This window comes from Auritidibacter ignavus, from assembly GCF_029853775.1.
GTDB lineage: Bacteria > Actinomycetota > Actinomycetes > Actinomycetales > Micrococcaceae > Auritidibacter > Auritidibacter ignavus.
Genome location: NZ_CP122564.1, coordinates 1,816,900 through 1,839,396, shown reverse-complemented (window position 1 = coordinate 1,839,396; position 22,497 = coordinate 1,816,900). Strand labels below are relative to the sequence as shown.

Annotated in this window: 24 protein-coding genes, 2 tRNA genes and 1 pseudogene; 15 read left to right on the top strand and 12 right to left on the bottom strand. The window is 58.8% G+C overall.

The window, feature by feature from the left end; translation table 11 throughout:
- Positions 1 to 12: 12 nt before the first annotated feature.
- From gyrA to QDX22_RS08445, 6 genes are all read left to right on the top strand, one after another.
- On the top strand, positions 13 to 2,529 hold the full coding sequence (gene gyrA, locus QDX22_RS08470) for a DNA gyrase subunit A (protein ID WP_283533083.1): 2,517 nt from the start codon (positions 13 to 15) through the stop codon (positions 2,527 to 2,529).
- Positions 2,526 to 3,122 carry a DUF3566 domain-containing protein gene (locus tag QDX22_RS08465; RefSeq protein ID WP_110110659.1) on the top strand — a complete coding sequence of 199 codons (597 nt, stop codon included), beginning with the start codon at positions 2,526 to 2,528 and terminating at the stop codon, positions 3,120 to 3,122. Before gyrA ends, QDX22_RS08465 begins: the two co-directional genes overlap by 4 nt.
- A gap of 72 nt (positions 3,123 to 3,194) precedes the next feature.
- Positions 3,195 to 3,271, top strand: a tRNA-Ile gene (locus QDX22_RS08460).
- A 26-nt stretch (positions 3,272 to 3,297) separates the two neighbouring features.
- Positions 3,298 to 3,423 carry a hypothetical protein gene (locus tag QDX22_RS08455; RefSeq protein ID WP_255410756.1) on the top strand — a complete coding sequence of 42 codons (126 nt, stop codon included), beginning with the start codon at positions 3,298 to 3,300 and terminating at the stop codon, positions 3,421 to 3,423.
- A gap of 6 nt (positions 3,424 to 3,429) precedes the next feature.
- Positions 3,430 to 3,505: transfer RNA gene (locus tag QDX22_RS08450), tRNA-Ala, on the top strand.
- 73 nt (positions 3,506 to 3,578) lie between these two features.
- Complete coding sequence (locus tag QDX22_RS08445; RefSeq protein WP_110099181.1) at positions 3,579 to 3,818, top strand: hypothetical protein; 240 nt, start codon at positions 3,579 to 3,581, stop codon at positions 3,816 to 3,818.
- Positions 3,819 to 3,981: 163 nt separating this feature from the next.
- Here QDX22_RS08445 and QDX22_RS08440 read toward each other — a convergent pair whose 3' ends face one another.
- Genes QDX22_RS08440 through nrdI form a run of 4 tightly spaced genes read right to left on the bottom strand, consistent with a single transcriptional unit; the run spans position 3,982 to position 8,297 of the window.
- On the bottom strand, positions 3,982 to 4,557 hold the full coding sequence (locus QDX22_RS08440) for an NADPH-dependent FMN reductase (protein ID WP_210403469.1): 576 nt from the start codon (positions 4,555 to 4,557) through the stop codon (positions 3,982 to 3,984).
- 58 nt (positions 4,558 to 4,615) lie between these two features.
- Entirely contained in the window at positions 4,616 to 5,641 is a 1,026-nt protein-coding gene (gene nrdF / locus QDX22_RS08435) for a class 1b ribonucleoside-diphosphate reductase subunit beta (protein ID WP_110099183.1), read from the bottom strand.
- A gap of 33 nt (positions 5,642 to 5,674) precedes the next feature.
- Positions 5,675 to 7,831 (bottom strand): class 1b ribonucleoside-diphosphate reductase subunit alpha, encoded by a 2,157-nt coding sequence (gene nrdE / locus QDX22_RS08430; protein ID WP_110110657.1) that lies wholly within the window; start codon positions 7,829 to 7,831, stop codon positions 5,675 to 5,677.
- A gap of 16 nt (positions 7,832 to 7,847) precedes the next feature.
- Entirely contained in the window at positions 7,848 to 8,297 is a 450-nt protein-coding gene (gene nrdI / locus QDX22_RS08425) for a class Ib ribonucleoside-diphosphate reductase assembly flavoprotein NrdI (RefSeq protein ID WP_210403498.1), read from the bottom strand.
- Positions 8,298 to 8,557: 260 nt separating this feature from the next.
- On the opposite strand from nrdI, the gene QDX22_RS08420 reads away from it, so the two are divergent.
- The 5 genes from QDX22_RS08420 (at position 8,558) to QDX22_RS08400 (ending at position 12,397) form a co-directional block, all read left to right on the top strand.
- Positions 8,558 to 9,229 carry a pyridoxamine 5'-phosphate oxidase family protein gene (locus QDX22_RS08420; protein WP_110099186.1) on the top strand — a complete coding sequence of 224 codons (672 nt, stop codon included), beginning with the start codon at positions 8,558 to 8,560 and terminating at the stop codon, positions 9,227 to 9,229.
- A gap of 47 nt (positions 9,230 to 9,276) precedes the next feature.
- Complete coding sequence (locus QDX22_RS08415) at positions 9,277 to 9,639, top strand: DUF4282 domain-containing protein (RefSeq protein ID WP_279717744.1); 363 nt, start codon at positions 9,277 to 9,279, stop codon at positions 9,637 to 9,639.
- A 345-nt stretch (positions 9,640 to 9,984) separates the two neighbouring features.
- Complete coding sequence (locus QDX22_RS08410; RefSeq protein ID WP_166769955.1) at positions 9,985 to 10,509, top strand: EndoU domain-containing protein; 525 nt, start codon at positions 9,985 to 9,987, stop codon at positions 10,507 to 10,509.
- Between the two features lie 86 nt (positions 10,510 to 10,595).
- Positions 10,596 to 11,824 (top strand): IS3 family transposase gene (locus QDX22_RS08405; protein ID WP_279717743.1). Its coding sequence is split into 2 segments (ribosomal slippage): positions 10,596 to 10,872 and positions 10,872 to 11,824, totalling 1,230 coding nucleotides; the frame shifts between segments, so codons are not numbered across the junction.
- 201 nt (positions 11,825 to 12,025) lie between these two features.
- Complete coding sequence (locus QDX22_RS08400) at positions 12,026 to 12,397, top strand: hypothetical protein (RefSeq protein WP_110110651.1); 372 nt, start codon at positions 12,026 to 12,028, stop codon at positions 12,395 to 12,397.
- Here the strand turns inward: QDX22_RS08400 and QDX22_RS08395 are convergent.
- Positions 12,369 to 13,676 carry an ISL3 family transposase gene (locus QDX22_RS08395; RefSeq protein ID WP_117328628.1) on the bottom strand — a complete coding sequence of 436 codons (1,308 nt, stop codon included), beginning with the start codon at positions 13,674 to 13,676 and terminating at the stop codon, positions 12,369 to 12,371. The genes QDX22_RS08400 and QDX22_RS08395 overlap by 29 nt on opposite strands.
- 20 nt (positions 13,677 to 13,696) lie before the next feature.
- Between QDX22_RS08395 and QDX22_RS08390 the strand changes: the two genes are divergently transcribed.
- Positions 13,697 to 14,077 (top strand): hypothetical protein, encoded by a 381-nt coding sequence (locus QDX22_RS08390; protein WP_199223085.1) that lies wholly within the window; start codon positions 13,697 to 13,699, stop codon positions 14,075 to 14,077.
- A gap of 1,486 nt (positions 14,078 to 15,563) precedes the next feature.
- Here the strand turns inward: QDX22_RS08390 and QDX22_RS08385 are convergent.
- The 7 genes and pseudogenes from QDX22_RS08385 to QDX22_RS12120 form a co-directional block, all read right to left on the bottom strand.
- A complete protein-coding gene (locus tag QDX22_RS08385) occupies positions 15,564 to 16,076 on the bottom strand; it encodes a hypothetical protein (RefSeq protein WP_233242850.1) in 513 nt (170 codons plus the stop codon).
- 849 nt (positions 16,077 to 16,925) lie between these two features.
- Entirely contained in the window at positions 16,926 to 17,069 is a 144-nt protein-coding gene (locus tag QDX22_RS12125; RefSeq protein WP_158278444.1) for a BBE domain-containing protein, read from the bottom strand.
- 54 nt (positions 17,070 to 17,123) lie between these two features.
- Entirely contained in the window at positions 17,124 to 17,447 is a 324-nt protein-coding gene (locus QDX22_RS08380; RefSeq protein WP_110111025.1) for a hypothetical protein, read from the bottom strand.
- A 375-nt stretch (positions 17,448 to 17,822) separates the two neighbouring features.
- Complete coding sequence (locus tag QDX22_RS08375; RefSeq protein WP_233242846.1) at positions 17,823 to 18,344, bottom strand: AAA family ATPase; 522 nt, start codon at positions 18,342 to 18,344, stop codon at positions 17,823 to 17,825.
- A pseudogene (locus tag QDX22_RS08370) lies at positions 18,337 to 18,941 on the bottom strand (relaxase domain-containing protein). The gene QDX22_RS08375 and the pseudogene QDX22_RS08370 overlap by 8 nt, the downstream one beginning before the upstream one ends.
- Positions 18,942 to 19,042: 101 nt before the next feature.
- On the bottom strand, positions 19,043 to 19,462 hold the full coding sequence (locus QDX22_RS08365; RefSeq protein WP_233242847.1) for a relaxase domain-containing protein: 420 nt from the start codon (positions 19,460 to 19,462) through the stop codon (positions 19,043 to 19,045).
- 280 nt (positions 19,463 to 19,742) lie between these two features.
- Positions 19,743 to 20,357, bottom strand: a complete 615-nt coding sequence (locus QDX22_RS12120; protein ID WP_110100940.1) for a 4'-phosphopantetheinyl transferase family protein — start codon at positions 20,355 to 20,357, stop codon at positions 19,743 to 19,745.
- 80 nt (positions 20,358 to 20,437) lie between these two features.
- Here QDX22_RS12120 and QDX22_RS08360 point away from each other — a divergent pair, with 80 nt between their 5' ends.
- From QDX22_RS08360 to QDX22_RS08350, 3 genes are all read left to right on the top strand, one after another.
- Positions 20,438 to 21,793 (top strand): AMP-binding protein, encoded by a 1,356-nt coding sequence (locus QDX22_RS08360; RefSeq protein WP_158278447.1) that lies wholly within the window; start codon positions 20,438 to 20,440, stop codon positions 21,791 to 21,793.
- Between the two features lie 3 nt (positions 21,794 to 21,796).
- Positions 21,797 to 22,057 (top strand): acyl carrier protein, encoded by a 261-nt coding sequence (locus QDX22_RS08355; protein ID WP_110100942.1) that lies wholly within the window; start codon positions 21,797 to 21,799, stop codon positions 22,055 to 22,057.
- A 62-nt stretch (positions 22,058 to 22,119) separates the two neighbouring features.
- Positions 22,120 to 22,494, top strand: coding sequence for an ectoine synthase (locus QDX22_RS08350; protein ID WP_110111023.1), 375 nt, complete (start codon positions 22,120 to 22,122; stop codon positions 22,492 to 22,494).
- Positions 22,495 to 22,497 lie beyond the last annotated feature (3 nt).

Genomic DNA, 22,497 nt, shown 5'->3' with positions numbered 1-22,497 from the left:
CTCGAGTCGGAGATGAAACGCTCCTACCTCGATTACGCCATGGCCGTGATCGTCGGACGTGCTCTGCCGGATGTGCGTGATGGTCTCAAGCCGGTCCACCGCCGTGTGCTCTACGGCATGTACGATGGCGGTTACCGTCCGGACCGCTCCTTTTCTAAGTCGGCCCGTGTGGTCGGTGACGTGATGGGTAATTACCACCCCCACGGTGACTTGGCCATCTACGATGCGCTGGTGCGTCTGATCCAAGACTGGGTGATGCGCTACCCACTGGCCCAGGGCCAGGGCAACTTTGGTTCAGCCGGCAACGACGGGGCCGCCGCCCAACGGTATACCGAGACCAAAATGGCCCCCCTGGCGATGGAGATGGTCCGCGATATTGACGAAGATACCGTGGACTTCCAGGACAACTACGACGGTCGGCAACAAGAACCCACGGTGCTACCTGCCCGGTTCCCGAACCTGTTGGCCAATGGCTCTTCGGGTATTGCGGTCGGAATGGCCACCAATATCCCGCCACATAACCTGCGGGAACTGGCCGATGGTGTCCAGTGGTATCTGGACCACCCCGAAGCCAGTCGGGAAGAACTCTTAGAAGAACTGCTGAAACGCATCAAAGGTCCTGACTTCCCGACCGGGGCACAGATCTTGGGCCACCAGGGTATTGAGCAGGCCTACCGGACCGGGCGTGGTTCGATCACCATGCGCGCAGTGGTTAACGTCGAGGAGATCCAGGGCCGAACCTGCCTGGTGGTCACCGAGCTACCGTATCTGACCAACCCAGATAATCTGGCCTCCAGGATCGCCGAAATGGTCCGGGACGGCAAGCTGTCCGGCATTGCAGATCTGCGCGATGAGACCTCGGGTCGCACCGGACAACGGCTGGTCATTGTGCTCAAGCGCGATGCGGTGCCCAAGGTCGTGTTGAATAACCTGTATAAGCACACCGCTCTACAGGAAAACTTCTCGGCCAATATGTTGGCACTGGTTGATGGAGTCCCGCGGACCCTGTCGCTGGATGGGTTCATCCACTACTGGGTGAAACACCAGGTCGATGTCATCGTGCGTCGTACCGCCTACCGTAAACGCAAGGCCGAAGAACGCGCCCACATTCTGCGTGGTCTGCTTAAAGCTCTGGACATGCTCGATGAGGTTATTGCGACCATTCGCGCCTCGGCCTCGGCCGATGTCGCCCGTGAAGAACTCAAGACGCTACTGGACATCGATGATGATCAGGCCCGTGCGATCCTGCTGATGCAATTGCGGCAACTGGCTGCGCTAGAAGCGCAGAATATTCAGGATGAATACGACGAGCTTCAGGCCAAGATCGCCGAGTACAACGAGATCCTGGGCTCCCCGATCCGTCAGCGCGAGGTCATCTCCGAAGAAATGAGTGAGATCATCGCGCGCCACGGCGACGAGCGTCGCACCGAAATCCTCTATGGTTATGACGGTGACGTGTCGATGGAGGACCTTATCCCCGAAGAGGAAATGGTCATCACCATTACCCGTGGCGGTTACGTCAAACGCACCCGGATCGACCACTACCGTGCTCAGAACCGTGGCGGTAAGGGCGTTCGCGGTGCACAGCTAAAGGGTGAAGACGTGGTGGAGCATTTCTTCACCACCTCCACCCACCACTGGATCTTATTCTTTACCAACTTTGGTCGCGTCTACCGAGTCAAGGCCTACGAGTTGCAAGAGGCCGGTCGCGATGCCAAGGGTCAGCACGTGGCTAATGTGATGGCCTTCCAGCCCGATGAATACATTGCCCAGGTCCTGACGTTGAAGACCTACCAGGATCAGCCCTACTTGGCGCTGGCCACCAAGCAGGGACTGGTGAAAAAGACCCGCTTGGAAGATTACGACTCGCCACGCACTGCCGGTGTCATCGCGATCAAATTGCGCGAAGACGATGAAGTGGTCGCAGCCCAACTGGTCAGCGCCGACGATGATCTGGTGTTGATCTCTCGTAACGGTCAGTCCCTGCGGTTCACCGCAACCGATGAGGCGTTGCGTCCCATGGGCCGGGCCACCTCGGGTGTCACCGGCATGAAATTCAAGGACGATGACGAGTTGCTGAGCATGGGCGTGATCTGTGATGACTCCTATATCTTCACAGTCACCGATGGCGGATACGCCAAGCGCACCTCAGCTGATGAGTATCGGTTGCAGAACCGCGGCGGGTACGGCATTAAGGTCGCCAACCTGCAAGAAGCCCGTGGTGGGCTGGTCGGTGGACTCGTGGTCACCGAAGACCAGCAGGTGCTGGTGGTCATGAAGTCCGGTAACGTGGTCCGCTCAGCGGTATCGCAGGTGCCGATCCGAGGTCGCAACACCATGGGCGTCATCTTTGCCAAGCCAGGTCCCAAGGATTCCATTGTTGCCGTGGCGCTAAACCACCCGATTGATCAAGAACCCGATGTGGACAATGTTGACAAGACGCCGGACACTGTCGGTCTTGAGCCCACTGATCAGAATTCTGAAGTAGCCTTGGAAACTGATCACCGTACGGAGGAAGGACAGTCGTGAGTCAATCGAGCACTCCAGGGCCACAGAAAAAGCCCTCTGGACAGCCACCTCAAGTCCCTCAACAGCAGGTCAGAACAGCCCCGCAGGGCAAAAAACCTGCCCGTCAGACTCAAGGTCCGAAGAAAGTAGCACCGGCTGCCCCAGCTGGCACAAAGCCCACTGCGGGGTCGAACGCGCCTAAAGGCAAGAAGAATACCAAAGGTTTGGTGCGTCCTGCACCGAAAGCCAAGGTGCGTCGAGCCAAGCTGGTACTCGCCAAGATTGACTTGTGGTCGGTGTTGAAGATCTCCTTCCTGCTCTCCGTTGCCTTCGGTGTGGTTACCGTGGTGGCCGGCGTGGTGTTGTGGACCGTGATGGATTTGACCGGCATCTTCGACGAGGTCAACGCCCTGATCGGAACCATCCTGGGCACTGAGGGCGGTGGACAGACTATCCAAGAGCTCGTCTCACTCAGCCAGGTGGCCTCCGTGTCGACCATTATTGCCGTGGTGAACGTGGTCTTAATTACGTTGCTGTCCATCCTGGCAGCCTTGATCTACAACATTTCAGCCTCCCTCGTTGGAGGTGTGGGCGTCACGCTCACCGATGACTGAACCGGATTTGGAGTTCTGTTAAATTCCGGGTAAGGTAGGTTCTCGTCTTGAGGGCGACCTCGAGATAGGTTCGGGCGTATAGCTCAGGCGGTTAGAGCGCTTCGCTGATAACGAAGAGGTCCCAGGTTCAAGTCCTGGTACGCCCACCACCGACACCAAGACCACAGGAGATCACATGAAGAAACTCATCGTGACCCTCGCAGTGGCGCTTGGAGCTGGTGCGTTAGGATTTGTCATCGCCCGAGACGTGAAAACCCGGACTATCTGGGAAGAGGCGACTGATGAGGTCCCACCCAACTAAACACTTGGGGGTATGGCGCAACTGGTAGCGCATCTGCTTTGCAAGCAGAGGGTTAGGGGTTCGAGTCCCCTTACCTCCACCAAAGAACCGCACGATGGTGCGGTTCTTTTTTATGTGGGTGACATGACTAGGTTTTCAGGCGTGCGAACCTCGTTATGATCACTGAGGTCATCAAAAACCCACGAGCCTTGCCTCAAGTCCGAAACGACCTCGCACAGGATCCGGTCGCTGAGCTCCAGTCGCAAGAAGCGGCCCTCTCGGGAGCCCTCTCCGACTCCGTGCCAGGTCGACTCCCGAACAAATCTTCAGCTCTCGTCTCTGTCACCGGCAATGCTGATGTCCTGCACGACGAGCACGGATTGAGCATTGACCAGCTCTTCCGAACGGCATCCTGATCGAAAGCATTCTGATGATGACGAGATGATTGAACCAAGCGTTTATTCGCACCCGTGATCTAGATGCTGTATCATCATTGGTGCAGTTCTCACGCTCGTCATGGCGATATGACGAACACACCGATCCTGGAACTGCCGCCGTCGTAGGAGTTTGCTCTGTGGCTTATTTCTTATGTGCCACCTCTTCGACGATTTCGACAAAACGCTTCACGTAGTCCTGAAGAAACTCAACAGTGGAGTCTTGGACAAATTGGTCGTTGTCATCAAGCAGAGTCGGTGACTGCGGCAAGAAGACCTCGGGCTGGCCGGGGGTGGGCATGTCAAAGTAAGACAGGGCCAACCGAAGATTCTTCTGTGAGCTATAGCCACCCATACGTCCCACCGAGTGGCTGATGATGCCGGTGGGAAGACCTTTCCACACGACATCATTATTCGGCTTGGAACCGATATCAACAGCATTCTTCAAGCAGGCCGGAATGGTGCGGTTATTTTCTGCGGTGACGAACAAGACACCGTCGGAATTTTTAATGGTATTCCGGAAGTTCGTGTACTGCTCAGGGGTCGGTTTATCAGGGACCTCCGGGTCATCGTAGTCGAAATCGTAGAGGGGCAGATCCCGGATCTCCACGATTTGAGCGTTATAGCCGTCGGGGAAGTAGTCAAGCACATTGCGGGCGATCTTGCGGGCATAAGAGCCACGACGCAGACTACCGACAAGCACGGAAATGTTTTTGGTCATCAGAATTCCTTTCGTGTACTCATCTTGTACTCATTGGCTAACAGGTTGGGGGTCGAACTTAGAAGTCCCAGTCGTCATCGCTGGTATCCTCGGCTGTGCCGATCACGTAGGAGGAACCAGACCCGGAGAAGAAATCGTGATTTTCGTCCGCCCCGGGAGCCAAAGCGGCCAGGATTTCGGGATTGACCTCGGTTTCTTCTGACGAGAAGCGCGGCGGATACCCCAGGTTCATCAGTGCTTTATTGGCGTTATACCGCACGAAGACGGCAACGTCATCCATCAGTCCCAGAGGCTCATAGAGTTCACCCGAATATTGCAGCTCTAGCTCGTAGAGATCGTCCAGCAGGTTGAGGGTGAACTCTCGCATTTCCTTCTGTTGACTAGCCGTGCGGGCTTCCAGGCCCCGTTGGTACTTATAGCCGGAGTAGTACCCGTGGACTGCCTTATCACGCAGGATCAGCCGAATCATATCGGCAGTATTGGTCAGCGTGGCGTGGACCGAGAAATGCAACGGCAGATAGAAACCCGCATAAAGCAACAGTGACGACAACAGGGTCGAGGACACCTTGCGTTTCAGTGGGTCGTCGCCATAATAGTGAGCCAACACCTTCTTGCACCGTTGTTGCAGCAGGTCATTGTTGACCGCCCACCGATAGGCATTGTCGATCTCCGGTGTTGAGGTCAGAGTCGTGAATACCGATGAATAGGAGCGCGCGTGTACGGACTGCATGAACGCGATATTGGTATAGATCGCCTCTTCATGCTCGGTGCGTGCATCCTGAATCTGACAAATCTCCCCGACGGTGGCCTGGACGGTATCGAGCATCGTGAGCCCCGTGAAGACGCGCATGGTCAAGGTGCGTTCTTCTTCGGTGAGCTTCTGCCAGGCGGGAATGTCATGGGAGAGGGGCACTTTTTCTGGTAGCCAGAAATTTGCCGTGAGTCGATTCCAGACCTCGAGATCTTTCTCATCGTCGACGCGGTTCCAGTTAATCGGGCGCAACCGGGCAGTGGGGTCGTGGCGGTAGGACGGTGGGGTCACGGAGATTTCGGTGAGTGGACGGTTGGAGTGGGTCGCAGTCATCGTTCTTCTTTCGACAGAGAGGGTGGTCAGTGGTTACAGGGCGCAGGAGACACAGTTCTCGATTTCTGTGCCTCCCAGGGCCGGCTGGCGCAATCGGATGTAGTAGAGAGTCTTGATACCGGAACGCCAGGCATAAATCTGAGCCTTATTAATGTCCCGGGTAGTGGCGGTATCTCGGAAGAACAGCGTCAACGACAGCCCCTGATCCACGTGCTGTGTCGCGGCGGCGTAGGTGTCGATGATCTTTTCGTATCCAATCTCGTAGGCATCTTGGTAGAACTCCAGATTGTCGTGGGTCATATGCGGTGCCGGGTAATAGACTCGGCCGAGCTTTCCCTCCTTACGGATCTCGATCTTGGCCGCCACCGGATGGATCGAGGCGGTGGAGTTGTTGACATACGAGATGGAACCCGTGGGCGGGATGGCCTGCAGATACGCGTTATAGATCCCGTGTTCGGTCACCGAGTCACGCAGCTTCTCCCAGTCGTCGCGCGACGGGATGGCGACCCCAGCGCTCGCGAACAGATCCCGGACTCGTTGGGTGGCTGGCTGCCACTCTTTCTCGGTGTACTTGTCGAAATAGCTACCGTCGGCATAGGACGAGGTTTCGAAACCCTCGAAGGCCTTCCCACGTTCAATCGCCAGCCGATTGGAGGCACGCAAGGCATGATAGGTGACAGTCAGGAAGTAGATGTCGGTGAAATCAATGCCCTCCTCGGAACCATAATGGATGCGTTGAGAGGCCAGGTAGCCGTGCAGGTTCATCTGGCCTAGCCCGATGGCGTGTGAGGCTTCGTTACCGGCAGCTACTGACGGAACAGCATCCACGTTGGTCTGATCTGAGACACTGGTGAGTGCCCGAACGGCCGTCTCCACCGTGGCACTGAAATCCGGAGAGGCCATCGCCGCGACGATATTTAGTGAACCCAGATTGCACGAAATATCACGACCGACTTCCTGGTAGCCGATGGCGCCATCGTAGCGAGATGGTGTATTTACCTGCAGAATTTCGCTGCACAGGTTGGACATGTTAATCCGGCCCTGTAGTGGATTAGCGCGGTTGACCGTGTCTTCAAACAGTACGTAGGGGTAACCGGACTCGAACTGTAGCTCAGCCAGGGTTTTGAAGAACTCACGGGCCTTGATGGTGGACTTGCGGATCCGTGGATTGGCGACCAGCTCGTCATAGTGATCGTTGACTGACAGGTCTGATAGTGGGGTTCCGTATTCGCGCTCAACGTCGTAGGGACTGAACAAGTTCATGTCCTTATTAGCCTTGGCAAGATGGAACGTCACATCCGGGATGACGACACCAAGAGAAAGCGTCTTGATACGGATTTTCTCGTCGGCGTTCTCACGCTTGGTGTCGAGAAACCGCAGAATATCGGGATGGTGGGCGTGTAGATACACCGCACCTGCGCCTTGGCGTGCCCCTAGCTGGTTGGCGTAGGAAAATGAGTCTTCCAGGATCTTCATCACGGGAACAACTCCGGAAGCCTGGTTTTCGATCTTCTTGATCGGCGCCCCCGCCTCACGAAGGTTTGACAGCAGTAGCGCTACTCCGCCGCCCCGTTTAGACAGTTGTAGCGCAGAGTTGACACTGCGACCAATGGATTCCAGATTGTCTTCCATCCTCAGCAAAAAGCACGAAACTAGTTCACCGCGTTGGGCTTTTCCGGCGTTGAGGAAGGTGGGCGTAGCCGGTTGAAAACGGCCAGACATCATCTCATCAACCAGCTGGGTAGCCAATACTTCGTCCCCGTGACCCAGGTATAGAGCCGTGGTAGCGACTCGCTGGGGGTACCCCTCCAAATACTGGGATCCGTCAAAGGTTTTCAGAGCGTACGCTGTAAAGAACTTGAAGGCGCCCAAGAAGGTCTGGAAACGGTGACCGGCGTTCTCGGCACGCTCGTATACAGCGGTGACGAACTCTTCTGAGTACGCGGCGAGGAAATCTTTCTCGTAGTAGTCGTTGTCCACCAACCAGTGCAGTCTTTCCCACACTGAATCAAAGCGTTTGGTGTTGGGGGCCACGTGCTGATCCAGGTACGCCTGGGTTGCTTGGCGATCCTTATCAAACTGGATCGAGCCGTCAGCAGCAAACAGGTTCAGCTCGGCGTTGAGTGCGTGGTAGTCCCTGCGCTCACCGATTCCGGTGACCTCAGGAGCATCCGTGGTGGGTATCGTCATACCGTTTCCTTTCGACTTAGCTTGGAGTGGAGGTAAAGGTTTGGGAGTCGGCTTGGTCCCAGAAGCGAGTCAGTCCGGTGTCCACCAGCTCGATGTCGCGCCGCGTTCCTAAGAGTTCAAAGCGATACAGCTCCGGTACCTTGCATTTGGCGGAGATGATCGGTCCGGCCAGACAGTAGTGCTGACCGAAATTGGTGTTTCCCGCCGTGATCACACCGCGGATCAAAGACCGATTGATCGGGTCGTTGAGGAATTTGATCACCTGCTTGGGTACCGCACCAGAGCGCTCCCCACCCCCGTAGGTGGGGACAACGAGCACGAAAGGGCGTGAGACACGGATATACCCTTCACTTCTCGGGCGCAGCGGAATTCGTATGGCCGGTCGGTTCAGCTGCTCCACGAAGCGATGGGTGTTCTCCGAAACGCTGGAAAAATACACCAGATCCGGGGACTCTTTGACTGGTATTTCTCGAACCGGGAGTGCATCCGGGGGTTTCTTCGCTGGAGTATGCACAGCGATCTCTCCTCACTCATTGACTGAAGCGGACATCATAAAAACACAATATCTTGTGTGTTGATGAACTAATTAGGCGCATATCTAGTAGTATCACACGATAGGTTCCGTGTCTACGTGCTAGCTGTGTTTGTAACTACGGCATGGCGAACATATGATGGAGCGTAGCGAGGTACTCACACCAAACAGTCAGTAGCCAGATCGGAGTAAACGTGACAGTAGAGACGTGGCGCGATGGCATTTGGTTGGAATCAATTGGCTTGTTTCAGCAAGCGCGGGCGGGCAATCACCAGGCTGCGATGCGACTTTTGGAGACTTCAGCGGACCCAGCCACCACGGTGCATGGACTGTTGCGTATGTTGGTGGTGTTTCTGCGAGACGAAGATCCTGAGAAGATGGAGCGATTCCTTGACGCGTCCCTCCGCGCCGGTGCGCCACCGTTGGGTTCACCATTTGTTCGTGATAGCGCGGCATTTGCCGAAGGATTCGCGGGGCGACTGCGTGGTGGTTTTCGCTTGACGGGGCACATGCGAGCTCTGCTTGAGACGGACATTCCGGTGCTGGCTACGGCTACACCGGAAGGGGCTCCTGCGGTTGGACCAACGAGTTCGCTTCGTATTTGGGATGAACGCACACTCTTTTATTACGAACCGCCAACCGGTCGGCACCTGGCAAATTTCCGCGCTGGATCGGTCGCCACGGTTGCCGTAATTGATCAGGACAACTTTACGGGTTATCGGTTTGTGGGACTACCCGAGGTTCATCACAACGGAGACGTGTTCGAGGCAGCCGTGACTTTCGCTCGTGCGCAGGACGTAAGCCCACCCGCTGCAGCGGTCTTGATCCACCTGCACGAGGCGGAGATGTTGGACGTCAGCGCGTAGGCAACGATGAACTCTAGCGTTCCTGACAATAACCTGAAAAACTGCTGTTGGACTTTGCACGACGATCAGCAGAAGAAAACAAAGGCTTCGTCGCCTGCCTGTTTGATCTGTCGTTCGATAGTTTCGTGACGGTCAAGTTCACGAAGATCATCTATATTTTGATCCTCGTTCTGGTCGGCATCTCCCTGATCATTGGTTGGCTAGTGCCGGCATTTACCATCATGGTGACAGGTGTCGCGCTGATTGGCGTACTGTGGTTGCTGATTGGATGGATCATTCCCGTCATTCAGCTCGTGTTGTTCCGTGTGGTGCTGGAGCTATTCATCGCGACGATTCGCACCGCGCAGAATACTGCTGGTACACGTCAAGAAATTCAGAAATTGCGTGACGAAGTGGGGCAGCGAGGCTAATTTGTACAGCTGGTCCGGCTGTTTCAAAGCGACGATCACCCGTGTGGGGGATGCGGTGTGCTATTCCTCTCCGCAGATCGCGATTGAGAACATTCATCCCGATCAACTGGTTGCGGGGGAATGCGTCCACCCAGGCGAGATTCCGGCTGGCGATGGCCCTGCATAACGACATGATCCGCACGGTGGCGATGGCTTTCTGGGGATCATCTATGACAATCCTTCATCGGCTGAAACAACCAATCCGCTGAGCACGATCTATTGATTAATAATGACGCAATAAATACTGAGTGAAATTGAAGCATTATCGATTATAAATATGTTGCGAAACAGCTTAGGAAAAGATGTGTGGATAATCAGAAAACTACAGATGACGGTAGAGTACCGTACGCGAAATGGGATAAGCACCGGGGCGAGGCGTTAGAGAGACTTCGTGAACAGTATCCTGACGGGTTCACTTATGGTAAGAAGATCCCGCCTAGGAACCCGAAGAACCCGCCAAAACTACAGCCTGAGGGGTTTGAGCCCCTTGATTCGAAGCAATGGAACCACATCCTCTACGGAGAACGGCGTAACAGTTCGACGCCTGAAGCACCAGACGGGCTTGGCGGTCATGGGGCCGGGTACGGGTGGATTTTTGAGTTAGCTGAAGGTGTTCCCAGAACCGAGTTCCCCCGCGATTGGTCTCACGAAGATATTGTGCATGCGATTGATGACACCATCACCTACGGTAAGCCAAACAAGTCACGGGGTAACCTTATCCATAAGTACACGGTGGATGGGGTGCCGTTCAAGGTGGCGACTGGTCGGAGAAAACACGGCGGGCTACGCTACATTATTAGCGCTTACCCGGATCTTGACCCCAGGAAGTAGAATAAGACCATGTGGAGCTCCTACGAAGTTTTTAAGCCTTGAACCGTCCTGGGTTTTGTTCCGTCCTAAAATGAGAGGATAGAACTATGCCAATCAAATACCCGCTGTCGTTTAAAGGTCGTGCCACGCGCATGGTGTTTGATCGGCTCGAAGATGAAGACGCGCCGAGCCGGTATGTGGTGATTCGTGAAACCGCGCCCAAGCTCAGTATCGCGACAGAGACGTTGCGTCGTTGGGTGGAACAAGCTGAAGTGGATACCGGTCAGAAGTCAGGGGTGTCCACGGATGCCCAAGCGCAAATCCGGAAGCTGAAGCGGGAGAACGCGGAGCTGTGCTGGGCTAATGAGATCCTCAAGACGGCGTGGGCTTTTTTCGCAGCGGAACTCGACCGCCCCACGACGAGATGATTGCTTACATTGAGATGTTCAGGGATCGTTTCGGGGTCGAGTCCATCTGTCGTGTTTTGGGTGCGACAGACCGTGGGTTCATCACCTCAGGTGGCTATCGGGCGGCGAAAGCCCGTCCTGCCAGTGATCGTTCGCGTCGGGATGCAGCCCTGATCCCAGTGGTCAAAGAGTTGCACCAGGCTAATTATGGGGTTTATGGGGTGGGCAAAATGTGGCATGCCATGAGACGTGCTGGCTGGGATGTGGGCCGTGACCAAGTGGCTCGGCTGATGTGCCTGGCGGGACTTAGCGGTGTGGTGCGAGGACGAAAACCCCACACCACCATCGCTGCGAAGGTCTCGGATCAGCGGCCAGATTTGGTCAACCGGGACTTTGGCGTCACAGCACCCAACCGGCTGTGGGTCGCGGATATAACCTATGTGCGCACCACCAGCGGGTTTTGCTACACCGCGTTTGTCACGGATGCCTTCAGTCGTAAGATCGTGGGCTGGTCGACCCGCACGACGATGCGTACTGATGCGCTGCCCTTGGAAGCGTTAGAGCACGCGCTGCTCAGTGCTAAGGACCAAGCCCTGGATGGGTTAGTCCATCACAGCGATCGTGGCTTGCAATATGTCAGCATTCGCTATACCGAACATCTTGCCAAGGCTGGTCTGACGGCATCGGTTGGGACCGCTGGAGATGCTTACGATAATGCATTGGGTAAGACGGTTAATGGCTTGTATAAGACCGAATTGATTTATGCTCGGCCCGCTTGGCCGTCAGCTACTGAGGTGGAATTCGAAACGATGAACTGGGTCCACTGGTGGAATACCACCCGATTGCATGAAGCCTTGAACTACCAGACCCCGACCGAAGCCGAAACCAGCTACCATATGACCCAGGCACAAGCCCTAAGCCCCGTATAGAAAACGGAACAAAACCCAGGGCGCTTCAAGGACACATCAACACCTCGACGGTGGCTGAGTTTGTGACGGAGGGTGCGGAGAAGTCTGCTACCACTGGTGGGTTTACTTCGGTGACCGCAACTCTGAAGAAAGCTCAGGTCACGATGCGGTTCAATGAGGAAGTCCAGTGGGCCGATGAGGACCACCAGCTGAGCAGGCTCCGTGGCACTGTCTCGTGCCCTGGATCTGGGCCTGTATCGCCGGATCAATCCGTTGACTGGTACTGAAATCACGGCCTGGGATCACTACGTGGGTGCTACCGAGTACTCCGCGGAGCTGTCTGCATCTGTTGAACCAGACCAGGTGGTGCGCGCTACCGCCGGGCTGTTGATCAATCGAGACCGGCCGGTGTCGGTCCATGGGTTTGCGATTGTCCCGCGACTGACCTGGGAATTATCGAACTTGCAGACCAAGAACGCTGATGGTTCCCCATCGGGGACTCAACGGTACCCGAATCTGGGACTGGGCGCAGGCATCAGCTCCTTCCTGGGACTTAACAGGCTCTTCACAATCGAGGGTGTAGACGGGGCTTGAATCCTCCGCTCTCGAGCAAGGACCTGGCGATGTAGTTGGTGAGATTCCGGAAGCCCAGGGCGGATCCGCGCAGGTGTTCGAGTCGTCCGTTGATGGCCTCGGTGGGTCCGTTGGAGGTTCCGGGGCGGTCGAAGTAGGCCAGGATGTCTGCCGCCCTTTTCTTCAGCGTCCTACCCAGACCGGCCAGCTCGATGAGCTTGGTCGGCACTGCCCGGCCCAGCTTGGCGATCAGCTGCTCCATCATCGCCCTGCCCTCGGCCCTGTCTGTCTGGCGGTAGGCGGCGACCATGTGCTGGTAGAACGCCCACGTGGCCTCGACCTCCACATGCTCGTCAGCCTCGAAGAGGTCCTGGATCCTGGAATACTGCTTCTCGGTGAGCAGGTCGGCCCCGGTCAGCAGGGTCCGGCGGGCCTTGTAGAGCGGATCCTGTTTGCGGCCCCGGTGGCCGTTCACCTGTTGCTGGACTCGCCGGCGGCATCGCTCGAGCGCGTCTCCGGCCAGGCGGACCACATGGAAGGGGTCCATGACCGTGGTGGCTTCGGGGATCTCCTCAGTGGCTGCGGTCTTGAAGCCGGTGAACCCGTCCATCGCCACCACCTCCACGCCATCCCGCCAGGAAGCCGGACGCTCGGCCAGCCAGGTCTTGAAGGCCTGTTTGGAGCGGCCCTCGACCATGTCCAGCAACCTCGCCGGACCGGTGCCGACGCGCAGTGGTGTGAGGTCGATGATCACGGTGACGTACTTGTCGCCACGCCGGGTATGGCGCCAGACGTGTTCATCCACGCCGATCGCGGTGACCCCGTCAAACCGGGCCGGGTCGTCGATGAGCAGACGCTTGCCCTCGGCCAGCACGGCGTCGTTGGCGGTGTTCCACCGCACCCCCAACGCCTCGGCGACCCGGGCGATGGTCAGGTGCTGCACGACCAGAGCTTCCAGGGCCCAGCGCAGGGCACGGCGGGAGAGCTTGGCCTTCGGCTCTGCCGCGGCGGTGGTGTCCTGGCGCCAGACGTGGGCGCAGTCGGCGCACCGGTAGCGCCGAACCGTGACGTGCAGAGTCGTGGGCCTCCAGCCCAGCGGCTCGTGCGCCAGCCGGCGGATCACCGTGCCCCGCGCGGTGCCCTGAGAACCACAGCGGTGACACCACTCATCTGGCTCCACCACCCGACAGGCCAGTACCGCCCGCCCGGGCTCCACCCGTTGCCCGGTAGCTTGAAGGCCGAGCTCGTCCAGCCGGCAAAACTTGGTCAGGTCACAGTCGTCGAAGGTAGCGTTAGGCACGTCGAGGTCTTTCAGATGGCTTGTGTAGGAACTTCCATCATCGGAAGGCCTCGACCTCTATCCAGCTATCGACGCGCCACTTCCCCGAGACCCCCGTCTACACCCTCGATTGTGAAGAGCCACTTAACACCGCCAAAGGAGACACCGTTTCTGAGCGCCCAGAGGCGACCACTGATACTGGTGTGCGAGGGATCCTCGGTGACTTCACGAATGGTATCCGCTGGGGTGCCCAACGCGAGTTCCCGGTCGAGAAGATCATGTACGGCGACCCGGACGGTCAGGGTGCCTTGTCCCGCCACAACCAGATCGCACTACGGTTGGAAATCGTCTACGGCTGGTACGTCTTCGCGGACAGGTTCGCTCTGGTTAAGACTGTTGAAACTGCTGGTAGTGAGGGTTAATGGCAGTGCGTGTAACTCTTGCTAGTGGTGTGATGGTCACTGTGCCGGAGACGGCGGCCACCCACCGGAGCAAACAAGACCAAATCGCGAAGACGCCTACTAAACGGTCCGAGCCAGCTGCAGGATCGAGGGGAGCTCAGACCGGTGACGTCGAGTCCCTGCCTGATCAGAGCAAGAGCCCCGGGCGCAAACAGGGATAATGGTCACGGGCTAAGCGTGGAAACAAATCATGATCCTGTCAGGTAGTACAGGGAGTAGATGAGTCGCAGGGGTGGTTATGACGGGGAGACAGGGCGATGTTTCGAAACCGTTCGCGTCTGTGAATGATCTGAAGGAGAGGTGGCCAGATTTCCCGCCTGGTACGGAGCAGTTTGCCTCCCTGCTTAGGCGCCTTTTGATTGATTTCGGTGAGGTGGTATCCGAACCCGGTTCCCCAAATGATGATTAGCGATTGCGTGGCTGAGTGGCTGTAACGAATGCTGATTTTGACATGGATCACTCGATCTTCGGGGGTTCTGGTTGCCTAACTATATGCCGTTGCATTGTTTTATGTCGGTGTTTCCTGTTGCAGACCCTCACCTCGCACCCGCTTAGTTGTGTCGGCTTTAGAGTATGCGCGCATCCTGCCCCATTGGGGATTATTAGGGCACGCCACTCGCAAGGGAAACGAGATCGAATCTAGTCCGACGACACGATGACCTCGACGATGAACGCGTTGAGCGAAGCGCTCAGTCGGGCTGAGCTCTCCAGATTGATCTCGACGTGCTCTCTGTCGTTCACGATGCGTAACCAGACCTCGTAGTCTCTCCTCTCTTTCGATACACGGCAATCGCCATATCTTCAGCCTTAATCGAGTCCTTGAATTCGCGTTGCTCCCGGTGCTCGGGCTCCTGGGTGATGAGGGTCGCGAACGGCTGATCGGCCAGACGCTTGCGGTCTGTCGGATGTTCCTGGCCGCTGTGGTCGCAATGGCACCAGTGTGGACAAGGCTGCTGTAGCCACTCCAGATGTTCCACGACCTGCTCCGCGATCTCATTTGGGCACTCATGTTGCTTCCCCTCTATTCGCTCGCACAAGGTGTGCGGGCTAGGAAATCTATACAACCGTCATTGCCCGGACGATTCCTGGACGACTCCTGAACGAGGGCGTGACGAGCATCAGCCACAGATCACGGCGGCCGAGTGCCAGATCCGGGGAGAGAAGAATGCTGCGTCGAGGTCACAACATCCGTGCGACCCCAGCAACGGATTGGATTGGTAGAACCCAGTTGCCGAGCGCCGTGTTTCTCGGGTTGTCAGTCAGGCCGTGGTCGGGGCTGGTGGCCCATCCGGTGGGGAGGCGCATGAGCGATTCGTCGAACTCCGGCGCAGGTCGCGGGCCCTTCTCCTCTTTCAGGATCGCAGGGGCAGGAGTTGCTGGTCCGGTGACGTGTTCCCATCGGGCGATGGCCTGGGCGTATCGCCCCCAGCGGTGAAGATGTCCTCCATCAGAGCGAACAGGGTCTCCGATCGTTCCAGCTGGTCGGTGAGCCTGCCGGTCCGTGCACGGCGAGGTTGATGACCTGGTGGCTCAGGGCAATGATGCCCCGTCGTGTCCGTACCTGGTCCGGGGTTGCGCCTTTGGGCGAAAAGTCCGAGGCCAAAAGTGTCCGTAACAGCGTCTTGTCGATGGGTGGTGAGGAAGAAATGGAACCGTTGGTGGGGTGTGCCGGCCAGTGACGCCGGTAGGCCGACTCAACGCGCACTTCGCCGGAGGTCGGCCAGATCCCCGAGTGTGGCTCCGTGCGCGCGAGGAGGTCGTGTTGGCTCGTCTCCCAGCGGCCACGGGTCGGGTTCCAGGTTGGGAACGGCGGGTGCAGGCTCGTCGGTTGCATCGTTTGGTTGCGTGCGTCGGGGGTTGTTCCTTCCGGGGTAGGGCGGATTAGGGGTGCGGAGAGCAAGTCGCGGACGTTCTCCATGATGGCGAGCACGGGTTGCAACGCGTCGATCGCGGCTGCCATGTTCGACCAGAGCCCGGAGCGGGTGCCGGGTGAGAGGCCGGCGCCGGTGCCGACGGCCTAGACCTCCTGACCCAGGAGCCCGCTGATCAGCACATCGATCGGCGGCACCGTCGTCGCCCAAGTCGATGACGGAGATGTCTCCGAGGTGCGGGGTGCCCGCCCAGTGACGCGTGAAGACGCGGATGGGTGGGGCATCGATCTCGGAGAACCAGATCGTCTCCCCGCCGGTGGCGTGCTCGACGGCGAGGTCGAGACCCCTGTAGCCGGAGAACAGCGACCCGACCCGCAACGGACGGTTGACGTTCTCGTCGTTCGGCTCGCGCATGGGGACTCCGGCAGACCGGTGGGCCCCGGGCGTCATCCTGCGACTCCTTGATCGGGCTGGTCATCCGCCAGGTGCTCGGATCGCCTCCTGCTTCCAACTTCGCCTGAACCGGCCCGGCTCATGCTACATCGTTCTTTCCGGCCTCGCCTCAGAGCCACCAGCAGGCGGGTCTGGTAGGAGGTTTGGATCGCGGCGTGCTCCACCGCGGCGACGGCGGTGTCGAGCTCTTCTGAGGGTCGGGGCGGTCAGCGCGATCAGCCCGGCTTAGCGCAGTACGCCGACGACCAAATACGCCCAGTCATAACGGCGCCTACCGGCTGTTGCACTGGCGTTGTCTGTACGAGGGGCATCTTCTCGTCGGGGCACGTGCTCTGGCCCTCGCTCCTGCAACGCGGAGCGTCAGACATAACTCCATGACCTGTACACGGCGACTGCCAGTCGTCGCCATGGACAACCAGGCGCCACCGATGCCGTTTCATATGGCACCCGTTCCGATTCGACGCATCTTAGAGAAGGGCGTACTTTCAGCGCGCATTGACAGGTATGGCGCGCCCGAGTCGGATGAGGTTAGCTGGGTCGTAGTGGTGCTTGATGTCGACAAGGCGCTGATAGGTCTCGGGTTCGTAGCAGGCACTTGTGCTCAGCTCGGTGGCATTGTCTCCGAACAAAAAATACAGTGCTCGACTGGTCGCCCCGTGCGCGAGGTCTTCGACCAGGGCGGACTATTCGTTCGCGAGGTCGTAGCGTACCTGCCGGGCGATCGGCGTGATTATCCGGACGACGTAAGTCGCATGAGGGTGGCCGATCGCGTTGTCACGCTCTGGCTTCCGCGTGGCGACACAGCGGAGGTAATGAACCTGAAGGAGCATGTAGTTCTCGGTCTCCGCATCGATGCGTGCCATGACGGTCGCGGTGGGGTCCAGTGCCACGGTAGTCACGTCATCACCTTCATAGCCGCGCGAGTTTGCCGGTTCGGCGAATACCTTGCTGCAGTCGGCGTAGGATATCAGGTAGATGTTGTCCTCGACCGGTCCGCAGTGCGTCAATCGCGGAGATACATGTCCGGGGGGTCGGTGCAGATGACGAAGAGGCGCAGGGTCCGCTTGCATCGGACGCGTTCCGGCAGAGTCAGAAGGTCGGGGAAGGTCTTGAGCGACAATGAGGAGGGGAGTTGGTTGGGCACGCCGGTGGTCCACTCCAGGTTACGGCTGACGATCTCAGGGAATCGCTCAGGGGGCGAAGCTCAGTGCGCCGGCAAGTATTTGGTCGACGGGAAAGAGCTGGAGCTGCAACGCGGTGACTATGCCGAACCCGGTGACGCGGTCGGTTGCGTATTTCATACTGCCGGATGAGTGGTCCCACGCCACCTCCAAGGCTGTAGCCGGCAACATCCACCGTTGGTGCGCTACCGTTGAGTGGGGTCAGGCCGTGGCGTGTGGCCTCGCGCGCGACCGCCTCCGAAGTTGTTCCACCGCCGACTCGAGCCAGCCGTACGTCCGGGTCGATATCCACAAGCGGGAGTCGTCGGGTGCTGACGGGGCGAGGCCGATGTCCGAGTGGCGTCCGTGCCCGGCGGTCCAGGCCCGGTGCAGTGCCGGTAGCGCCGTGGTCTTGCCGGCCCCGGCTGGGCCGACGAGCATATCGAGTACCCGATCTGAGTGGGCAAGGTTCGAGACTGTGGCGATCTGGTCGACGGACTGGAACCGGGGCCCGTTCTCGTCGATGAAATGCTCAGAGAGAGCACGGTCGAACTCCAGGGTCAGCCGGAGTGATTCGGCTTCGGCCCGTTCGATGATCTGATCAAGGAGGGCCATGCGGTCGTTGGTCGTGGTGAAGCGCACCCCCATGAGCTGCCGTATCGTCTCGGCGTGGATGTTCCACCGGTTCCACACCGGGTGCCGGTTGGCGACCGCCATCAGCACCACCGTCGCAATATCAGCCACCTGTTCCAGGGGGCACATCGTCGGCACGCAGCCTCGCCTCAGCCGGGGTGTGTGCGAGGAGATGTTGCGCCCACGTCGTCGCGTCCTCGCCCAGCAATCCGGTCGCGCGCCAGCGCCACTGAGTAGTGAACTCGGCCAGAGAGTGCAGTTCCTTGACCGGCCGCGTCTCCAGCGTTGCCTGCTGCCGCAATCGGGCGATCGTCGCCGGGCTAGGTTCGCGTCCGTAGGTGACGATGTACTCGGCAATGAGCCGATCTTCCGTTGCTTCGATGCCCTCGACCCCGTCGGTTCCAGTCGTGCGTCGGGAGAACCCAGCGATCAGTTCAGTGGGCACACCGTCTATCTCCCAGCCCGTGTTGCGGTCCTTGCCTCGGTCGACCGGGGACCAGGAGACACCGAGCAGCCGGGCAGTGTGATCCGTGAGGAACGCGTTGTAGCTTGTCGACAGCGACACGGTGGCCTTGTGCAGGCGGCGCGGGAGTCGTAATGATCGAACGCAGTGGCAATCACTCCGCTGATCGGCATCCTCACGATCTCGCCTCGGCCGACGCGGGTTGAGGTGACCCGTTCTCCAAGAATCGCGATGGTGTCGCGCATGGCTGCGTGATGCGCCTGTGAGATGAGGGCTTGCGTGCCCGCGTCAGCGACACCTCAGAGAGCGCTCAGCGACTTCGGCGGGGAGAACGTGAGGTCGAACCCTACAACGGCGTTGCGCGGCTTCTTCGCAATCTCTTCGCTACGGCTTTCCTCGATGGCTGCATCCCGTTGCGCTGGCGACCGGTCCGGGTCGAGCTGCGCAATGCGGGCGGCGATGCGCTCGCGCGGGGTTGCAGTTTCGGGAATGGGTGGCCGAGCCGTGTGCCGGTGATTCGATGCAGGCCGTCACCGAGAAGCCGTGCGAGCTGGTCCTCGGTGACGGCCTCGCCGTCGGCAAGTCCGGTGCCGTGGTCGTCTTCGAGGCTTGCCAGCCTTGAGCCGATCCAGGTGCCGCGCGGGCACTCGGATTCGGTGTAGTAGCGGGTTAGCGGGGTGCCCACGTCGCGGTCGCCGTCGCCTGCAGCGACGGAGGACAGGAGATACTCGTATCTGCGGCCGGCCGACATGACGCGGATCGTCATCACCACGGCGGCTCCCTTCCGAGGCTGGCCTCTGGAGGGTCGCCTCAGCGGGCAGGTGCGCGCGGCACGCCGGTTTGCACTACGGTGCCAACTGTGTGGGTGGATCTGATCGTGATCAATGTGCAGTAGCTAACGAGGGCTACACTGCACAGAAACAACTGATTGACCAGCTGCGACAGCTGAGCTTGTAGGCGGACTAACGCGCGGAGTCCACAGTTCTCGGAGAGGAATCGGCAGCGGCGCATGAGGCGCCGGATGCGGGACAGGCTCCCTCAGGGAGCTAGAGCGCGTGCCTCCAGGATATGCGGAGATGGCTCTTACCGTGCCACACACCATGAGAATCCAAGTAGGTACTCGTTCCGCGCCCGCAGGGCATCACGATGGTCCGGTGCGCGGTCGCCTCGACCACAGGAGATGTCTCAATAGCGCACGGCAACGCTTGCAAGCCCATGCCCAGCGCCTTCCCCGCGGCTTCCTTCGCAGTCCAGATCTCGGTGGAGATATGCTCCACGTCAGCCTGACACTGTAGCTCCGCGCGCTCGCCAGGAGACCACGCCCAAGCAAGATCGACGCACGCTTGCGAGGTGAGTCGCTCTTCGACGTCGACTCCGATCGGCACATCGGCGACAACTACCGCGGTGAGCGACAAGGAGTGGGAGACCGAGAAGTACTTGCCACTGTGAGCGAGGGGAAAGCTGCGCTCTGAACAGCGGAAATACCTCCTAGCACCCGCTCCAAGCGCCCGCTCGACCAGAAGCGCGGCAACGTCCTCGTTGCCCCTCGTGGGAGTCGTCCACAGGCTAATGGGCGAAGGGGAATTGTGACAGATTATGACACCTCTATCGTAATGTCTTGATGCATGCACATGCAGTAGTTTACATTGATGTATGTACATCGAAGCAAATAGCGAGTGATCGCCAGAGTCCGCTCCGGCTCTCACTCGGAGTACAAAGAAGAGAAGGGACCAGCGTGAGCATGATGGCTACGACAGCCCCCACCCCGACGGCGGGCCTAAACCTGGAGCCCGGGACCATTGTCGAAGGCGAGGACAAGCGCAGCGATGATGTCGCCGGTTACGGATACGGCATCTACCGCGCAGCCAAGAACCGCAGCCTCATCGATGAGTGCGTCGCGATCCTCAATCGCGGAGGCGTAGTAGCACTGGTTCCCACTTCGGCATCAGACGACTACCTGGCGACGATCGTCGAGCAGATCGAACACTTCGCCAGAACACGCTCAGCTTCGACAGACTCTTTGGAAGGCGGAGTCCTCGCACTGCCCACCTCCGGGTCAACGGGGTTCCCCAAGCTAGTCGCCCTGCCCGCCACAGGCCTCACTCAGTTCCTGCACTGGGGCGGCGACTACTTTGGCTTCAACGACACAACCGTGTCCCTGAGTCTGAGCCCCTGGAACTTCGACGTGTCCCTACTGGACACCTGGGCGGTTCTGGCCGCCGGCGGTACTGTGGTCGCGGCTGAGGCAGCCCGCCTCCACCAGGCTCCCTACCTGGTCCGACTGCTCGAACAGCACCGGCCAACATTCATCCAGGTCGTTCCCTCCACTCTGGATGCGCTGCTCAACGCCGTTGGAGACGCGGTGTACCCCTCGGTTCGGGACGTGGTTCTCACTGGCGGCGTCGTTGCACAATCGCTGCGCGCGGCCGCAGCGCGACTTTTCCCAACTGCAACTTTCCATAACGTCTATGGAGCCACCGAGGTCAACGATTGCCTCATCGAGACGCTCTCAGCCGAACAGTTCTCTGAAAGTGAGACCCTGCCGCTTGGCACGCCTATCGCCGGCTGCGAGGTTTTGCTCAACTCCAATGGAATCCACGTACCTCTCCGAAAGAGCGCCGAGGAGGCCCACGGGGAACTACTCGTGCATACGCCGTGGATGGCGCAAGGCTATATCACCGAGGGAACCGTCACGCCCTTACCCGTGGCCGGTGAGGCTTTGTACCCGATGAAGGACCAGGCAAGGTGGTCAAATGGGCAGCTGATGTATAACGGCCGACGTGATCGTCTTGTCAAAGTCCGCGGCCAGCGAGTGAACCTCGAAGAAATCGAGCAGGCTGCGCGTCGGACGGCTCTGGTCGGCATTGCCTGCGCGTGGCTCGAGGTCTCTGACTCCGCAGAAGAACTGCATCTTGCCTACACCGCGCCCGATCACGGCTCTGCCGCAACCGGACTCCAGTTGCGCATGGCAATAAGCGCTCATCTGCCCGCCTTCGCGATGCCGAACAACCTGCATGCCTTCACCGGGCCCCTGCCGTTGAACGGTAACGGCAAACCGGATCTTCCCACCATCAAATCACGAGTAGGGAGTGAGTAACTCATGTCCACCCTCCACAGGGTCAAGCAGTACATCGTCGAAACGTTCGCTACCGACGTCACGGCAGACCAGTTGCCGCCTGATGTCGATCTACTCACGACAGGAATCCTCACCAGCGTCACCACGGTCCAGTTGCTCGGCTGGTGCGCTCGGACCTACAAGATTCCGATCAACACCATCTCAATCAATCCGGACGAGCTGAAGACGCCCGAGGGCATCGCCAGCTTCATCGAGGCCAATCGCACTGACGTCATGGCTTGCTGACCATTACCATCCAATCACCGTCAATTATCACCGAAATCGCCTGAATAAGAGGGAGTACCACCATGTTCACCAAGCCCAGGAACGAAGTTTCCGCCGTCGAGTGGGGCAGTGGCACCAGCCACCGCCTCCTGGTCGAAAAGGACAACATGGGCTTCGCCGTCGCCGACACCGTCTTCCGGTCGGGCACCGAGTCCAAGTTGGAGTACCGCAACAACCTCGAAGTCTGCTACTGCATCCGTGGCGCGGGCAACGTCGAAGACACCGAAGGGAACTTCTTCGAAGTCACTGCCGGCATGGTCTATGTCCTGGATGACAACCAGCCCCACTATCTGCGCGCATCGGACCACGAGGATCTCGAGCTCGTCAGCGTCTTCAACCCGCCGACCCGCGGAGACGAGAAGCGCGTGCTCAGCGCCAGAGACTTCAGCACCTACTAGAGG

What these genes read in the sequence shown, in the direction of transcription:
- gyrA (WP_283533083.1), top strand. Translation starts at nt 13, where the DNA reads ATGAAACGCTCCTACCTCGATTACGCCATGGCCGTGATCGTCGGACGT.
- QDX22_RS08455 (WP_255410756.1), top strand. Translation starts at nt 3,298, where the DNA reads ATGAAGAAACTCATCGTGACCCTCGCAGTGGCGCTTGGAGCTGGTGCG.
- QDX22_RS08445 (WP_110099181.1), top strand. Translation starts at nt 3,579, where the DNA reads ATGATCACTGAGGTCATCAAAAACCCACGAGCCTTGCCTCAAGTCCGA.
- QDX22_RS08440 (WP_210403469.1), bottom strand. Translation starts at nt 4,557, where the DNA reads ATGACCAAAAACATTTCCGTGCTTGTCGGTAGTCTGCGTCGTGGCTCT.
- nrdF (WP_110099183.1), bottom strand. Translation starts at nt 5,641, where the DNA reads ATGACTGCGACCCACTCCAACCGTCCACTCACCGAAATCTCCGTGACC.
- nrdE (WP_110110657.1), bottom strand. Translation starts at nt 7,831, where the DNA reads ATGACGATACCCACCACGGATGCTCCTGAGGTCACCGGAATCGGTGAG.
- QDX22_RS08385 (WP_233242850.1), bottom strand. Translation starts at nt 16,076, where the DNA reads ATGGCAGCCGCGATCGACGCGTTGCAACCCGTGCTCGCCATCATGGAG.
- QDX22_RS08365 (WP_233242847.1), bottom strand. Translation starts at nt 19,462, where the DNA reads ATGACGATCCGCGTCATGTCGGCCGGCCGCAGATACGAGTATCTCCTG.
- QDX22_RS12120 (WP_110100940.1), bottom strand. Translation starts at nt 20,357, where the DNA reads ATGTACATACATCAATGTAAACTACTGCATGTGCATGCATCAAGACAT.
- QDX22_RS08360 (WP_158278447.1), top strand. Translation starts at nt 20,438, where the DNA reads ATGATGGCTACGACAGCCCCCACCCCGACGGCGGGCCTAAACCTGGAG.
- QDX22_RS08355 (WP_110100942.1), top strand. Translation starts at nt 21,797, where the DNA reads ATGTCCACCCTCCACAGGGTCAAGCAGTACATCGTCGAAACGTTCGCT.
- QDX22_RS08350 (WP_110111023.1), top strand. Translation starts at nt 22,120, where the DNA reads ATGTTCACCAAGCCCAGGAACGAAGTTTCCGCCGTCGAGTGGGGCAGT.